Source organism: Actinoplanes sp. NBRC 103695 (assembly GCF_030269485.1).
In the GTDB taxonomy this organism is placed as follows: domain Bacteria; phylum Actinomycetota; class Actinomycetes; order Mycobacteriales; family Micromonosporaceae; genus Actinoplanes.
Genome location: NZ_BSTL01000001.1, coordinates 12,373 through 26,760 on the forward strand (window position 1 = coordinate 12,373; position 14,388 = coordinate 26,760).

Here is a 14,388-nt window from a genome sequence, read left to right on the forward strand (position 1 = left end):
CGCTCCCACCGTAAGCTCCGCAACGCGCCCGGGCAACAGCTGGCCGCCGCCGGAATGCGCTCCGACGGTCCCGGCGGGTCGACGGCGAGGATCCGCGCTCATCGGCACTCGCCGCCGACCCTGCGAGCGCCGTGGTCGCGCGCCGGAGCCGATGCGAGTTCCTGGTTCCTCACTCGGAAAACGAGGGTTGTCCTGCGACAATGCCCCAATTGCCGATGAGCTGCGGCGACGGGTGTTTCGCGGGGCGCGATCGGCTAGTATTGTCGGCATGCGCCGCAACTGCATTGGCCGGTTGCCAGCTTGGCCCGATGTCCTGTCTGGACATCGGGCCAGTGGCTTTCCTGGGCCGTTGCCGGGCGACTACGGGCAGTGGCCGGCTACTGCCACGACGGTGACTCTGTTGCGCCTCTGAGAGCGAACAGAGCGATCGATGTATCGTCCTGCGGGTGACTGATCCGCTGCGCCCGGGCGACCCGGTCGAGCTGGGTGGCTACCGCCTGCTCGGGCGTCTCGGCCAGGGCGGCATGGGCGCCGTCTTCCTGGGCCGCGGCGGCGACGGGCGGCTGGTCGCGGTGAAGGTCATCCGGCCGGAGTACGCCTCCGAGGCCGAGTTCCGTGGCCGGTTCCGCAGCGAGGTCAACCGGGCCCGGCAGGTCCCGCCGTTCTGCACGGCCGAGGTGCTCGACGCCGACCCGGACCACCCGACGCCCTACCTGGTCGTCGAGTACGTCGACGGCCCCAGCCTGTCCCAGGTGATCGCCGAGCAGGGGCCGCTGACCGCCGGGAACCTGCACAGCGTGGCGGTCGGCGTGGCGACCGCGCTGGCCGCGATCCACGGCGCCGGGGTCATCCACCGCGACCTGAAACCGGCCAACGTGCTCTTCGCGCTGGGCACGCCCAAGGTGATCGACTTCGGCATCGCCCGGGCCTTCGAGGTGACCAGCCAGCACACCCGCACCGACCAGATGGTCGGCACGGTCGCCTACATGGCGCCGGAGCGGTTCGACACCGACCACCACACTCCGGTGGGCCCGGCCGCCGACGTCTTCGCCTGGGGTGCGGTCGTCGCGTACGCCGGGACCGGCCGCACCCCGTTCCAGGCGGATTCGCCCGCGGCCACCGCCGCGCGGATCCTGACCCAGCCACCGGACCTGTCCCGGCTGCCCGCCTCGCTCCAGCCGGTGGTCGCCCGCACCCTGGCCAAGGACCCGCGCGAGCGGCCCACCGCGCACGAGCTGCTCGATCTACTGCTGGATGTGGACCAGGCCGAGGCGACCCAGGTCATGCGCCCCGAGCTGCTCCGGGTGGCCGAGGCGGCCCGGCGGACCAGGCCGGGCAGCCGGGTCGTCCGGCGGGTCGTGCTCGCCGCCGTGGCCGCGCTGACCCTGGTCGGCGGCGGCCTGCTCGCCGCGCACTCGGTGGTCCCGCGGATCCAGAGCGCTCTGAACGCGTCACCGGCCGCGGTGCAGCAGCAGCCGGTCGGTAAGCCGTCGCCGACACCGTCCCGCAAGCGGGTGATCCAGGGGCCGTCGATCTTCGACCGGCTGGACCGGCCCGGCCAGTGGACGCCCACCCGGGACGACAGCGGCCGCTGCGAGTTCACCAACGACCGCCTGGAGGCGACCACCGGCGGCGCGAACTGGTTCGCCTGCAAGGGACCGGCGGACATCTTCGCCGGGGACCAGTCGGTGACCGTGGACGCGACGGTCCTCACCAGCGGCGCCTGCGCGTCCATCTGGTTCCGGAAGGTCGAGGAGGCCGGTTACCAGGTGCTGGTCTGCGCGAAGGACGTCCGGATCCGGCTGGACGACGAGGGCGCCGTCTCCGGTGAGTCGAAGAAGAACCTGCCGCCGGCCGAGCTGGGACACACCCGCCGGATCGAGATCGCCGTGCAGGACCAGAAGGCCACCGTGTACGTGGACGGCATCGCGCAGCTGAGCACCACGCTCGACGAGCCGTCGCTGGCCGCCGGCCGGGTCGAGTTCGGTCCCTACGACGACATTCAGGAAGGCGACACCAAGGTCGCGTTCGCCAATGTGGAGGTTCTGACGCTGTGAAGCGTGCGCTGGTCGTACTCGCCTTCGTGCTCGTGGCCGGTGGCTGCGGGACCGCCTCCAAGCCGGGCGCGGGGCCCAGCGGCCCGGCGCCGAGCAGCGCCGCCCCCTCGTCGGAGCCCCCGTCGAAGCCATCGACGAAGCCGTCGCCGGAGAAGTCCGCGCCCACGTTCGGCGACGTCACCCAGGGCAGCACGAAGACCGTCGTGAAGATGTACTCGTTCGACGCGGACAACCAGTCGGCCGTCGTGGAGCCGATCGACTTCAAGACCGGGGTGTGCGCGCCCGACGACGACGAGTGTCACGCCGAGTGGGACGCTCAGGACAGCCACCGCAAGGTCACCGTCCCGGTCGCCGACGAGCCCAAGTTCTTCAACTGGCAGAACGACAACGGCGACGTCTGCATCAAGAAGCCCGAGGACGGCGGCACCTGCCCGATGAAGCCGAAGGCCTTCGCCACCTGGATCAAGGAGAACCCGGGCGAGATGGTCGCGGTCACCACCGACAACGGCGAGATCACCCGGGCGGCCCTGGTCTACGTCCCCTGACCGCTGCGGGCCAGCACCTCGCCGTAGCCCTCCATCGCCAGGTAGGTGTTCAGGTGCGGGTGCCGGCCGCCCACCGCCACGTCGCGCCAGATGCGCTGCAGCGGGTTGGACGTCCGGAAGCCGCTCGCGCCGTGCAGGTCGAGCAGCAGCTCCACCGCCGCCCGGCAGTCCCGGCCCGCCTCGGTCATGTTCAGGTGCAGGCGGCTCGCGTCGCGCTCGGACAGCTCCGCGCCGGTGTCGATCTCGGCGGCGATCGCCAGCATGGTGCGCTCGGCCCGCTCGGTCAGGGTGGTGGCCTCGGCGAGCCAGTGCCGGGCGCCGGGCGAATCACCCATTTTCGTGTACGCGGTCATGAACGGTTTGCGGTCCGAGGCGAACACCGCGTTCATCACGTCCAGCCCGGCGAACGTGGCGCCGACCACCGGCGCCAGCACGCTGAGGCCGAAGAGCTGCAGGGTCAGCGGGCTGGGCGGCAGCTGGAGGGTGCCGATCCGCTCGGCGGGGACGAGCACGTCGTCGGCCACCACGGAGTGGCTGCCGGTGCCGCGCATGCCCGCCATCTGCCAGGTGCGGTCGACGGTGAGGTCGGCCATCGGCACCTGCACCAGCGAGAACACCCCGTCCACGAGGGCGCCGAAACCACCCCACGCGGCGTCCTCGCAGCCGGAGACGTTCGGCCAGCGGCCGGTGAGGCGTACGCCGTCCGGCCCGCGCGTGCCCGTCCCGCCGGGCACGCCCGAGCCGCAGAACAGCGCGTCCGGATCGGCGAACAGCTCGGCGAGCACCGCCTCGGGGTACGCCAGCGCGGCCAGGGTCTTGGCGGCCAGGCAGGTGCCGGCGATCCACGCCGTCGACGCGCAGCCCCGGCCCACCGTCGTGAGCAGGCCCGCGACCTCGGTGGCGGAGACGCCCGTGACGGCCAGCCGGAAGGCGCCCGCCTCCCGCACCGCCGCCAGGCTCTCCGCGGTGGGCCGGTCGCGCAGCTCGGTCTTCTCCGCGTTCGCGGCCAGGATGTCGATCATGGTTTCACCGAATCACCCGAGCAGTCTGCGCGACCATACTCGGGCGGACCGGATCCATACGCGCGCGGCTAACCTTGACGTCGATGGACATGATCACGACCGCGATCAGCAGCGTCCGGGCGAGCCGGGCGAAGGGCCGCCGGGTCACCGAGGCGGGACCGTCGGGGCTGCGCTTCCCGTCGATCGCGGCGCTGGGCTTCCACGTGATGGAGGCCGGCGAGGGCTGGGTGATCACCTCGGCGGACGAGCCGGTGCCCGTGCGGCCCGGTGACGTCATCTTCACGGCCGCCGGCGTCGAGCACGGCATCGCGCGCTCCCCATGCACGCTGGCGGAGCTGCCACTGGCCACGATCGGCGAGGTGGTCGCGCCGGCCGGGCCGGTCGACTTCGAGTTCCTCTGCGGCGCTTACCCGGTGGAGGGCGGCCGGATCCCGGCGTTCCTGAGGCGCCTGCCCGGGGTCATCGCCTTCACCCCGGACTACGGCCGCCGGCCCCAGCTGCGGACCGTCGTGGACCTGCTCCGCGCCGACTGCGCCGAACCCGGGCCGGGCACCGCCGCCGGCCGGTCCGCGCTGGTCGACCTGATGATCGTGCACATCCTGCGCGACCTGCAGGAGCGCGGCGAACTGCGCGGCCTGGCCCACACCGCCGAGCCGGGCGTCGCCGAGGCGCTGCACGAGATCCACGACCGGCCGGACCGGCAGTGGACCGTGCAGCGGCTCAGCGACGTCGCCGGGATGTCGCGCACCGCCTTCACCCGCCGTTTCACCGCCGCCGTCGGCACGCCCCCGATGGCGTACCTGATCGACTGGCGGCTGACCTCGGGCGCCCGCCTGCTGCGGGAGACCACCGACCCGCTGTCGGCGATCGCCCGCCGGGTCGGCTACTCCACCGAGTTCGCGTTCGCCGCGGCCTTCCGCCGCAGCTACGGCATCCCACCGGGCCGCTACCGCACCGCCGGGACCGGGCGTCTCAGCCCGTAGTGATCCCGCAGGGTCCGGCCCTCGTACGAGGTGCGGAAGAGGCCGCGTTCCCGCAGGATCGGCACCACCTCGTCGACGAAGATCTCGAGGCCGGACGGCAGGACCGGGGCCATGATGTTGAAGCCGTCCGCCGCGCCGCCGGCGAACCAGTGCTCGATCGCGTCGGCGACCTGTGGCGGCGTGCCGGCGAACGTGCGGTGGCCCCGACCGCCGCCGAGACGGCCGATCAGCTGGCGTACGGTCAGCCGCTCGCGCCGCGCCAGGTCGACGATCAGCGTGTAGCGGCTCTTGGCGCCCTCGATCTCGTTCTCGTCCGGCAGGTCCGCCGGCAGTTCCCGGTCGAGGCTCAGCACCGAGGGGTCCACCTTGAGCGTCTGCGCGAGCTGGCCCAGCGCGTACTCCGGTTTGATCAGATGGTCCAGCTCCTCCTCCAGGGCGAGCGCCTCCCGCTCGGTGGATCCGATCGCGGGGACGATGCCGGGCAGGATCTTCACGGTGTCGGGGTCGCGCCCCTCGGCGAGGGCGCGGCGCTTGAGGTCGGCGTAGAACGTCTGCGCCTCCTCGAGGGTCTGCTGGGCGGTGAAGACCGCGTCGGCGTACCGGGCGGCCAGCTCCTTGCCGTCGGCCGACGAACCGGCCTGGACCAGCAGCGGGTGGCCCTGCGGCGAGCGCGGGACGTTGAGCGCCCCGGCGACCTGGAAGTACCGGCCGGCGTGACCGGGCGGATGCACCTTGCTGTCGTCGCCCCAGACGCCGGACGCCTTGTCGCCCAGCGGCGCGTCGTCCTCCCAGCTGTCCCAGAGCTTGCGGGCCACGTCGACGAACTCGGCGGCGCGCTCGTACCGGTCGCGGTGGGCGGGCAGCTCGTCCAGGTTGAAGTTGCGAGCGGCGTCCACCCCGGCGGTGGTGACCACGTTCCAGCCGGCCCGGCCGCCGCTGATGTGGTCCAGCGAGGCGAACCGGCGGGCCAGGTTGTACGGCTCGTTGTAGGTGGTCGAGGCGGTGGCGATCAGCCCGATGTGCTCGGTGGCGCCGGCCAGGGCGGTGAGCAGCACGGTCGGTTCCAGCCCACCGGCGGGGCGGCGGCCGATGCTGTTCCAGAGCACCGGGCTGTCGGCCAGGAACAGCGAGTCGAGCTTGCCGCGCTCGGCGATGCGCGCCAGGTTGATGTAGTGGTTGACGTCGACGTGCGCGAACGGGTCGCTCTCCGGCAACCGCCACGCCGCCTCGTGGTGACCGACCGTCATCAGGAACGCGTTCAGATGCAGCCTTCTCGAAAAAGAGGTCATGCCGTCACTCCCAGGGCACGCAGCAGCACGTCGCGGATGTCGGGCTGGGTCGGGCGGACGTCCAGGGCGATGCGGCCGGCGTCCAGCACCACGATGCGGTCGGCCAGCTTGATCGCCTCGTCGACGTCGTGGGTGACCAGCAGCACCGCGGGCCGGTGCCGGCGGCAGAGGTCGCGCAGCAGCTCGTGCATCTTGAGCCGGGTGAGCGCGTCCAGGGCGCCGAACGGTTCGTCGGCCAGCAGCAACTGCGGCTCGCCGACCAGCGACCGGGCCAGTGCCACGCGTTGCTGCTCGCCGCCGGACAGCTGGTTGGGCCAGGCGCGTTCGCGCCCGCTGAGACCGACCTCGGCCAGGGCTTCAATGCCACGGGTACGCCCGTCAGCAGCCCGATTGCCGAGGATGACGTTGTCCAGGACCCGCCGCCAGGGGAGTAGCCGCGAGTCCTGGAAGACCACCGACACCCGGTCGGGGATGCGCAGCTCGCCGTCGCCGGTGACGTCGTAGTCCAGCCCGGCCAGCGCGCGCAGCATCGTGCTCTTGCCCGAGCCGCTGCGCCCGAGCAGCGCCACGAACTCGCCGTCGGTGATGCTCAGGTCGAGCGCGTCGAGCACCACGTGCTCGCCGAAGCGCCGGCTCAAGCCCCGGATCTCTACCGCGGATGTCAGCTGGTCAGCGTGCGGCGCCATGACAGCACCCTCCGTTCGAGCAGGCGGAGCAGAGTGTCGGACGCGAACCCGAAGACGCCGTAGACCAGCAGGCCGACGACGATCACATCGGTCTGGGCGTACAGCTGGGCCTGCGACATCATGTAGCCGACGCCGCTGAGCGCGTTGATCTGCTCCACGGTGATCAGGATCAGCCAGGAGAACGTCACCGACAGGCGCAGCCCGACGAAGAAGCCGGGCAGCGCGCCGGGGAAGACGACGTGCCGCAGGAACTCCCAGCGGGTGTAGTTCTGCACCTCGGCCAGTTCCACGTAGCGGTGGTCGATGCCGGTGAGGCCGGCGAAGACCTGGACGTACATGTAGATCGCCGCGGCCAGGGCGATGATCACGACCTTGAACGTCTCGCCGATGCCCAGCCACAGGATGAGCAGCGGGATCAGGCCGATGGTCGGGATCGCCCGCTTGATCTGGATCGGGCCGTCGATGAGCGCCTCGCCGATCCGGCTGATCCCGGCGACGATCGCCAGCACGGTGCCGACGGTGCCGCCGATCAGGAAGCCCAGCGCGGCGCGCTGCAGCGAGGCCAGGATGTGGGTCTGGAGGTCGCCGGAGGCGATCAGGTCGCCGGTGGTGCCGACGATGGTCCACGGCGCGGAGAGCATCCGCGGGTCGAGCACGCCGGTGGCCGAGGCGACCGCCCAGATCGTGACGAGCAGCAACGGGCCGACGGCCCGGCCGTACGGGATGGGTCTGCCCGGTCCGAGCCGGCGCCGGCGGACGTGGCCGTGGGCGACGGGTGGGGGAGCGGTGCGGCTGATCGTGCTGCTGATCGTGCTGGTCAACATCGTCACTCCCGGAACTCGGCCGGCACGGACTCCGACGCGATCTTCTCGAACCGGCGGTCGAACAGGTCCTCGGCGGTGATCGGCTTGATGAAGCCGCCCTCGACCAGCAGGTCGGCGGACTCCTTCTGCCAGGCGACGGCCTTGTCCCAGCTCGCCGGGAAGACCGGCTTGTCCTGGACGGCCTCGATGCGCCTGCCGTCGGCCGCGGTCACCTTCTGGTCCTTGACGTAGTAGGCGTCGATCCAGGCCGGCCCGTTCTCGTACTGCCAGACCTCGGAGCGGGCCCAGAACGGGATGAACGCGCGGATCGCCGCCACCTTGGCGGCGTCGGACAGCACCTCGGCGGGCGCCCACAGAATGGTCAAATAGTCGATGGCGGTCATCGGGATGCCCTGCGCGCCGTCCTTGGCGTACTCGCTGAGGTATTTGGTCAGGACCGGCTCGCCCAGCGGCGCCACATCGATCTGCCTGCTCTGCAGCCCGACCAGGAACTTGGTGCTGGGCAGGGCGACCAGCCGCACGTCCTGGGGCGTCAGGCCCTGCTCCTTGAGCGTGCGGAGCACCACGACGCCCTGCGCCTGCCCCTGCGAGAAGCCGATCTTCTTGCCACGCAGGTCGGTGATCGCCGTGATCCCGGAGCCGGGCGCTGTCGCGTACGTGTAGAGGGGTTTCTGTTTGGTCTGGACCCCGACGATCCGGGTCCGGACGTTGATCGCCGCGGCCTGGATGGGCGGGATGCCGGCGTTGGAGGCCAGGTCGATCGAGCGGGCCCGGAAACCCTGGATGATGTCGGGACCGGCCGCGAGGTTGGGCCAGTCGGTGACCTGGAACGGCAGCTTGCCGATCTCGCCGGACGCCTGCAGCGCGACCTGCGTCGGGTGGATCGCGATCGAGAGTTCGGTGTCCGGTGGGACGGTGGACGGCAGCGGGGCTGCGGCGGCCAGCTCGTGCGCGGCCGCGTCGCCGCACCCGGCCAGGCCGAGCGTCGTGACGCCGAGGAGGCCTGCCAGCAAGGTACGTCGGTGGACGGTCGGTGTGCTCATGCTGGTAACCTATAACACCTACCGGCTTAATAGGTTATACCGTCTGTTGAAGGAGATCGATGTGACGACGCTCGTGCTCTCTGGAAATCCGCGTCCCGGCTCGCGCACGCTCACGCTGGCCGTGGCGGTCGGCGAGGCGCTGTCCGACACCCCGCCGAGCGTGATCGACGTCGGCGAGCTCGGCGCAGGCCTGCTCACCCCGGGCGACCCGGCCACCGCGGCCGCCGTCCAGGCCCTGCACGACGCGACGCTGCTCGTGGTGGCCACGCCGACGTACAAGGGCTCGTACACCGGGATCCTGAAGGTCCTGCTCGACCAGCTGCCGGCGAACGCCCTGGCCGGCAAGACCGCCGTGCCGGTGATCACGGCCGGCGTCCAGCCGCAGGCGGACGCCGCGGCCGGCCACCTGAACGCGCTGCTCGGAGAGCTGGGCGCCACGCTGCGCCCGGCGGTCACCGCGACCGAGGCCGAACTGGCCGACATCCCCGCGGTGGTCAGCCACGCAACAGCGGCAGGAGCTGCTCGCCCTGGCGCCTGATCTCCTCGAGGTAGGGCGTGTCCGAGAGCACGAAGTGGGTGATCCCCAGCTCCTGGTAGCGGCGCAGCGACTTGGCCACGTCATCGGGCGAGCCGACCAGCCACGTCGTGCCCGCGCCGCCACCGCCGTAGCGGCCGGGCGCGGTGTAGAGGTTGTCGTCCAGCACGTCGCCGCGGGCGGCCAGGTCGAGCAGGCGCTGCTGGCCGACGGCCGGGACTCTCAAGGGGTCACGGCTGCCGGCGGCGGCCATCCGCGCGACCTTGGCCCCGGCATCGGCCCATGCCTGCTCGGTGGTGTCCCGGACCAGGGTGGTGATCCGCAGGCCGAACTCCAGCGGCCGGTGCTCGCGGCCGAGCCGGGAACTCAGCTCCTCCAGGCGCTCGATGCGCTCACGGACGCCGTCCAGCGGCTCGCCCCAGAAGAGCTGCACGTCCGCCTCGGTGGCGGCCACCCGCTCGGCCGCCTCGGACGCGCCACCGAAGTACAGCGTCGGGTGCCGCCGCTCGCCGCGGACCACCGGCCGCTGGGCGAGGGTGGACCCGGTGACCTCGAAGTGCTCGCCGGTGAAGGTGATGTCCTCCTCGGTCCACAGGCGGCGGACCAGCCGGAGGAACTCCCCGGTGCGGGCGTACCGCTGGCTCTGGTCGCCCTCGCTGTCGCCGTACGCGGCCAGAGTGTCCTTGCCGGAGACGATGTTGACCAGCACCCGCCCGCCGGAGAGGTGGTCGAGGGTGGCCGCCGCGGCCGCGAAGTTGGCCGGGCGCCAGTAACCGGGGCGGACCGCGATCAGCGGCTGGAACGTCGTGGTGCGCGCGGCCAGTGCGGTCGCGACGGTGAACGTGTCGGGCCGGCCCCAGCCGGTGCCGAGCAGCGCGCCGCCCCAGCCGTGCTCCTCCAGCGCGTGCGCCTGGGTGGTCAGGGTGTCCAGGCTGTTGTGACCCTCGACCACGGTGTCGCCGCGGTGGCCGGGGTCGACCTGGTTCGGGATGTACCACAGGAATTCAGTCACCTACAAAGCCTATGGCTGATGTAGGGAATGTGTCCATGGGGGCATCGACTTCTGCCTCCTCGGCCTGGGAAAGGCGGAGACAATGATCTGATGAAGGCGCGTGAGCACGCCACCCCGGTCAAGCGTCCCGCCACGACCGCCCGGCCCCCGGCGCAGCGCGCCACCACCGTGCCGCCCACGCTCATCCCGGGCCGGCAGAGATCCGCGCTCGACCGCGTCGTCGACCTCCAGCGCACCGCCGGAAACCAGGCCGTCGTGCAGCTCGCCAAGAAGGCCGCCGCGCCGGTCGCGGTCACGCCCGAGGAACTGAGTTCGCTGACCTCGAGCGTCGCGAAGGCCGCGCACGACATCGTCGGCACGCCCGCGGCCGCCGGCCTCTTCGGCGTGATCACCGCCCAGGTCAACCGGAAGAAGCCGAGGGCCACCGCGCCCAAGCACAAGGACACCGACCCGCTGGCCGGCCTCTACACCGAGCTCTACTCGAAGGACACCGTCGCGCTGCTCGCCCGGCTCAGCCAGGCGCAGCGCCTCGAGGTGGTCAACGGGCTGCTCGACGCGCTCATCCCGCAGCTGGGCGCCGCGGACAAGACCACCGGCGCGGTCACCGCCCCGGACGCCCCGATCGGCAACGCGGCGGCCGCGGCGGCCGAGGAGCCGTCGGTCAGCAAGCAGATCACCAACAACTGCGAGGGCGGCTGGTCCCACGTGCGCCGGACCATCCTGGCCACCTTCGGCGCGCTCGAGGTCGGTCCGGACGCCGCGATCGGCCGGGCCAACGCCTTCTACGACAAGATGGTCCGCTCCGAGCTGCTCGGCGTGAAGGGCAGCCTGGTGCACCCCGACATGCAGGCCGCGCTCGACGCCGCGAGCACCTGGATCACATCCCAGCCCGGCGTCGACGTGGAAGCCGTCAAGGCCGGCATGGGCAAGCCCGGCGGTTTCTGGATCCGGCCCAACCGCAACAACCCGCTTGCCCTCAGCGAGCACAGCTTCGGCTTCGCCATCGACCTCAACGCCCCGATGAACCCCAACATCGGCAAGAAGGGCGGGCTGGACGCCGTCAAGGACGCCACCGGCGTCGACCCTGCCACGCAGGAGGACGACGGCCTCGACGCGGCCGGGGTGCAGAAGGTCGCGGCGACCCTGCACCAGGCCAGCGCCGACTACGTCGCCGTGATGAGCGAGCCGGCCCGGTTCACCGCCCGGGTCCGGCAGATCGCCGACGGGGTACGCGCCGCGGAGAAGCTCAAGAACCTCGACGACACCGGCGCGGACGCCCTGAGCACGGTGCTGCGCACCGGGAAGGGAGCGGCGCCGCCCGTGGACGCGGTGCTGACCGCCGCGTTCGGCGAGGTGGCCGCGACCGACGCGCAGAAAGCGGCGGCCGCGACGCTGGTCCGCCTGGCCAAGGTGTGGCGTCTCGCCAACCCGGCGTCGGGCAAACGGCCCAAGGCGGCAACCGAGGGTACGGTCGGCTCGGTCGCCGCCAACGGGTTCCTCAACCTGCAGCCGATGCTGGTCGGCGGGCTGTCCGGCACGAACGCCGGCAACCTGAACTGGCTCGGGTGCAGCAGCGTGCACGACTACATGCACTTCGAACTCATGAAGGGCAGCAAGCCGGCCCTGTTCTAGCCTTCGCTCTCAGTCGCCGGCCGGGAGGCTGAGCGACCTGCGCAGGAAGTCCAGCTCGAAGGCCCACAGGTTCTTCGTGTAACCGCCCATGTGCGAGGCGCCGGGCAGCGGCAGGACCGTGTGCGGGCGGCCCGCCGCGAGCAGGGCCGCGGAGAGCCTCATCGTGTGCACGGGCAGCACGTTGTCGTCGACCATCCCGTGCACCAGCAGCAGCGGGCGGCGCAGGTTCGGCGCGTCGGCGATCAGCGAGCCGTGCGCGTACCGCTCCGGGTTCTCCGCCGGGAGGCCGAGCACCCGCTCCTGCCAGTGCGAGCTGTAGAGCAGCTGGTCGGTGACCGGGGCGCCGGCGACACCGGCGTGGAACACGTCCGGGCGGCGCAGCACCGCCAGCGCGGCCAGGTAGCCGCCCGCCGACCAGCCGCGGATGCCGACCCTGGTCAGATCCAGGTCGCCGAACCGCTCGGCGGCCGCGTGCAGGGCGTCCACCTGGTCCTCCAGGCGCGGTCCGGCGTGGTCGTCACCCCGGCCCCGCTCCCAGCGCGGCCCGCGACCGGGTGTGCCGCGGCCGTCCGCCACCACCACCGCGAAGCCCTGGTCGGCGAACCACTGCGACCCCCAGTAGCGGTGGCGGGAGTGCTCGACCTTCTGCGCCGCCGTCCCGCCGTACGGGTCCATCAGCACCGGCAGCGACGCCGAACCCGGCACGTGCCCGGTCGGGAAGAGCACCGCCGTGCGCACTCCCCGCTCACCGAGCGCGACGATCCGCGGCCGTGGCCGGACCGGCGACTCGGCGGCCACGCTGCGCAGGGCGTGACCGTTCACGGTGACCCGCGCGTCGTCCAGGTCGAGCGACGTGATCACGGTGACCCCACCGGCGCGGCTGCCCGCGTGGATCCCCGGCGCCGTGGTCACCCGGACCGGGCCGTCGGCGGCCGACCAGGTCCAGAGATGCCGCTCGGTCGGCTCCTCCCGCCCCGCGAACAGCACCGTGTCACCGTCGACCGACAGCACCTCCTCCATCTGCAGGCCGGGCGGCGTCACCGGCTCGCCGTCCACGCTCAGCCGCCGGGTGTCGCCGTCGTCCACCGTCCAGACCAGCGCCCCCGACCCGGTACGCGCCGGCACGCCGTCGACGATCGTGGTCCACCTCGGGTCGGTGTCCTCGCGCAGCACGGTCGTCGCGCCGGTCGCCGGATCCACCGTCAGCACCCGCATCACGGTCTGCCGGCGGTTCTGCACGACCACCAGCGGGCCGGTCGCGTCCCAGAGCGCCCGGGTCACGTACTCGAACTCCGCCCGGTCCCAGCTCACCTCGACGCGGGTGCCGTCCAGGCCGAGCAGGTGCAGGCCGACGTCGGCGTTCGGGGTGCCCGCCGCCGGATAGCGCAACGTGACCGGCGGCTTCTCCGGGTGACCCGGGTCGGCGATGTGCCAGACCCGCACCGGCGAGTTGTCCACCCGGGCGGCCAGCACCGCGGTGCCGTCCGGCGCCCACCAGAAACCGGCGAAGCGGCCCATCGACTCGGCCGCCTCGTGCTCCGGCAGGCCCCACGTGACCTCCGGGCCGTCCGGGGCGGCCAGCACCCGGTCGTCCTTGCCGCCGCGGCCGACCGCGCGCAGGACGCCTTCGCAGACGTACGCGACGGTCCGGCCGGTCGGGTCGAGGCGCGCCTCGGCGGCGGGCTCCTGCGCGCCCAGGTCGGTGACCTCGCCGGACGTCACGTCGGCCGCGTACAGGCGACCCGCCACGGTGAAGACGGCCGTGCGTACGCCCGCGTCCGTGCCGTAGGAACCGATCCCGGCCGAGCGATCCCGCGTCCGCTCCCGCCGCGCCCGCTCCTGCTCGGAGAGCGGAGCCTCCGGGCCCGCGCCGAGCGCCGCCCCGTCCACCAGCAGGTGCTCGGTCCGGGTCCCAGGATCGAAGGACCAGAGATGGTGTACGCGGTCCGTGCCGCCGTTCGACCGCAGGAACAGCACCCGCGAACCGTCCGGGGCGATGGTGAAGTGGTGCGCGCGTCCCAGGGAGAAGCCCAGCGTCTCGGCCACAAGATCGGGGAAGGTCATGGGCACACGTTAATCCGTTGCCCGCTCGGGCTGGGGTTCCTACCGTAGAGATCACCACCTCATCGGTGGGATCCACAGTGGATTTGCTGCGGTTGTGGCTCAGTTGGTAGAGCGCCACCTTGCCAAGGTGGAGGTCGCCGGTTCGAACCCGGTCAACCGCTCGACGGTGAAAGGAGACGCGGGGTGAGCGACGTGCTTGTCCTCAACGCCGACCTCGGCCCGCTGCACCGGGTCAGTGTCCGGCACGCCGTGCGCATGCTCGTCCGGGAGGTCGCCGAGGTCCACGAGGCCCGGCCCGACCGGCTGATCGGCGTGTGGCCGGTGCCCACCGTCGTCCGGCTGGTCAGCTACGTGGTGACGCGCTGGCGGCACAGCCGCGGGCCGTCCTGGTCCCGGGCCGGGGTGCTCGGCCGGGACAGGCGGCGGTGCGCGTACTGCGGGCGGACCGCGACCACCATCGACCACGTGCTGCCCCGCTCGCGAGGCGGCGGCAACAGCTGGCTCAACACCGTGGCCGCCTGTGGCGGTTGCAACCAGCGCAAGGGCGACCGGACGCCGGCCGAGGCGCGCATGCCGCTGCGGTACGCGCCCTCGGTCCCCACGTGGGCCTCCCTTGCCGACTTCCGCCCCGGCCGATGACTCCACCTGGGCCGACAACTCCACCTGGGCCGGTGACTCCGCCCGGGTCGGTGACTT

The 14,388-nt window shown here is 72.2% G+C and carries 13 protein-coding genes and 1 tRNA gene; 7 read left to right on the forward strand and 7 right to left on the reverse strand.

Features of this window, described 5'->3' with window-relative positions; genetic code table 11:
• Positions 1 to 446: 446 nt before the first annotated feature.
• Together QSK31_RS00060 and QSK31_RS00065 are read left to right on the forward strand one after the other, a co-directional pair.
• Entirely contained in the window at positions 447 to 2,057 is a 1,611-nt protein-coding gene (locus tag QSK31_RS00060; protein ID WP_285679734.1) for a serine/threonine-protein kinase, read from the forward strand.
• Positions 2,054 to 2,602 carry a hypothetical protein gene (locus tag QSK31_RS00065; protein WP_285679736.1) on the forward strand — a complete coding sequence of 183 codons (549 nt, stop codon included), beginning with the start codon at positions 2,054 to 2,056 and terminating at the stop codon, positions 2,600 to 2,602. The genes QSK31_RS00060 and QSK31_RS00065 overlap by 4 nt, the downstream gene beginning before the upstream one ends.
• Here the strand turns inward: QSK31_RS00065 and QSK31_RS00070 are convergent.
• The gene (locus tag QSK31_RS00070) at positions 2,590 to 3,624 is read right to left on the reverse strand and encodes an acyl-CoA dehydrogenase family protein (RefSeq protein WP_285679738.1); all 1,035 of its coding nucleotides are present in this window, start codon (positions 3,622 to 3,624) and stop codon (positions 2,590 to 2,592) included. The two genes, QSK31_RS00065 and QSK31_RS00070, sit on opposite strands and share 13 nt — an antisense overlap.
• Positions 3,625 to 3,707: 83 nt before the next feature.
• On the opposite strand from QSK31_RS00070, the gene QSK31_RS00075 reads away from it, so the two are divergent.
• Positions 3,708 to 4,607, forward strand: coding sequence for an AraC family transcriptional regulator (locus QSK31_RS00075; RefSeq protein ID WP_285679740.1), 900 nt, complete (start codon positions 3,708 to 3,710; stop codon positions 4,605 to 4,607).
• On the opposite strand, the gene QSK31_RS00080 is transcribed toward QSK31_RS00075, so the two are convergent.
• From QSK31_RS00080 to QSK31_RS00095, 4 genes are read right to left on the reverse strand one after another with little or no spacing between them, the layout of a single operon-like run.
• Positions 4,571 to 5,896 (reverse strand): LLM class flavin-dependent oxidoreductase, encoded by a 1,326-nt coding sequence (locus QSK31_RS00080; RefSeq protein ID WP_285679741.1) that lies wholly within the window; start codon positions 5,894 to 5,896, stop codon positions 4,571 to 4,573. The two genes, QSK31_RS00075 and QSK31_RS00080, sit on opposite strands and share 37 nt — an antisense overlap.
• The gene (locus QSK31_RS00085) at positions 5,893 to 6,582 is read right to left on the reverse strand and encodes an ABC transporter ATP-binding protein (protein ID WP_285679743.1); all 690 of its coding nucleotides are present in this window, start codon (positions 6,580 to 6,582) and stop codon (positions 5,893 to 5,895) included. Before QSK31_RS00085 ends, QSK31_RS00080 begins: the two co-directional genes overlap by 4 nt.
• Positions 6,558 to 7,406 (reverse strand): ABC transporter permease, encoded by an 849-nt coding sequence (locus tag QSK31_RS00090; RefSeq protein ID WP_285679745.1) that lies wholly within the window; start codon positions 7,404 to 7,406, stop codon positions 6,558 to 6,560. Before QSK31_RS00090 ends, QSK31_RS00085 begins: the two co-directional genes overlap by 25 nt.
• 2 nt (positions 7,407 to 7,408) lie before the next feature.
• Positions 7,409 to 8,449, reverse strand: a complete 1,041-nt coding sequence (locus QSK31_RS00095; RefSeq protein WP_285679748.1) for an ABC transporter substrate-binding protein — start codon at positions 8,447 to 8,449, stop codon at positions 7,409 to 7,411.
• Positions 8,450 to 8,510: 61 nt separating this feature from the next.
• On the opposite strand from QSK31_RS00095, the gene QSK31_RS00100 reads away from it, so the two are divergent.
• Entirely contained in the window at positions 8,511 to 8,987 is a 477-nt protein-coding gene (locus QSK31_RS00100) for an NADPH-dependent FMN reductase (protein ID WP_285679750.1), read from the forward strand.
• On the opposite strand, the gene QSK31_RS00105 is transcribed toward QSK31_RS00100, so the two are convergent.
• On the reverse strand, positions 8,944 to 9,996 hold the full coding sequence (locus QSK31_RS00105; RefSeq protein ID WP_285679754.1) for an LLM class flavin-dependent oxidoreductase: 1,053 nt from the start codon (positions 9,994 to 9,996) through the stop codon (positions 8,944 to 8,946). The genes QSK31_RS00100 and QSK31_RS00105 overlap by 44 nt on opposite strands.
• Before the next feature lie 90 nt (positions 9,997 to 10,086).
• On the opposite strand from QSK31_RS00105, the gene QSK31_RS00110 reads away from it, so the two are divergent.
• Positions 10,087 to 11,628: a M15 family metallopeptidase domain-containing protein gene (locus QSK31_RS00110; RefSeq protein ID WP_285679756.1), complete on the forward strand. Its 1,542-nt coding sequence runs from the start codon at positions 10,087 to 10,089 to the stop codon at positions 11,626 to 11,628.
• A 9-nt stretch (positions 11,629 to 11,637) separates the two neighbouring features.
• Here the strand turns inward: QSK31_RS00110 and QSK31_RS00115 are convergent, their stop codons facing one another.
• Entirely contained in the window at positions 11,638 to 13,692 is a 2,055-nt protein-coding gene (locus QSK31_RS00115; protein WP_285679758.1) for a S9 family peptidase, read from the reverse strand.
• Between the two features lie 88 nt (positions 13,693 to 13,780).
• On the opposite strand from QSK31_RS00115, the gene QSK31_RS00120 reads away from it, so the two are divergent.
• Together QSK31_RS00120 and QSK31_RS00125 are read left to right on the forward strand one after the other, a co-directional pair.
• Positions 13,781 to 13,853: transfer RNA gene (locus QSK31_RS00120), tRNA-Gly, on the forward strand.
• A gap of 22 nt (positions 13,854 to 13,875) precedes the next feature.
• The gene (locus QSK31_RS00125) at positions 13,876 to 14,331 is read left to right on the forward strand and encodes an HNH endonuclease (protein ID WP_285679760.1); all 456 of its coding nucleotides are present in this window, start codon (positions 13,876 to 13,878) and stop codon (positions 14,329 to 14,331) included.
• The last annotated feature ends 57 nt before the right edge of the window (positions 14,332 to 14,388 follow it).

Excerpts from the sequence above, each read along its gene's own strand:
- QSK31_RS00070 (WP_285679738.1), bottom strand. The coding sequence starts at position 3,624 with ATGATCGACATCCTGGCCGCGAACGCGGAGAAGACCGAGCTGCGCGAC.
- QSK31_RS00075 (WP_285679740.1), top strand. The coding sequence starts at position 3,708 with ATGGACATGATCACGACCGCGATCAGCAGCGTCCGGGCGAGCCGGGCG.
- QSK31_RS00080 (WP_285679741.1), bottom strand. The coding sequence starts at position 5,896 with ATGACCTCTTTTTCGAGAAGGCTGCATCTGAACGCGTTCCTGATGACG.
- QSK31_RS00085 (WP_285679743.1), bottom strand. The coding sequence starts at position 6,582 with ATGGCGCCGCACGCTGACCAGCTGACATCCGCGGTAGAGATCCGGGGC.
- QSK31_RS00090 (WP_285679745.1), bottom strand. The coding sequence starts at position 7,406 with ATGTTGACCAGCACGATCAGCAGCACGATCAGCCGCACCGCTCCCCCA.
- QSK31_RS00095 (WP_285679748.1), bottom strand. The coding sequence starts at position 8,449 with ATGAGCACACCGACCGTCCACCGACGTACCTTGCTGGCAGGCCTCCTC.
- QSK31_RS00110 (WP_285679756.1), top strand. The coding sequence starts at position 10,087 with ATGAAGGCGCGTGAGCACGCCACCCCGGTCAAGCGTCCCGCCACGACC.
- QSK31_RS00115 (WP_285679758.1), bottom strand. The coding sequence starts at position 13,692 with ATGACCTTCCCCGATCTTGTGGCCGAGACGCTGGGCTTCTCCCTGGGA.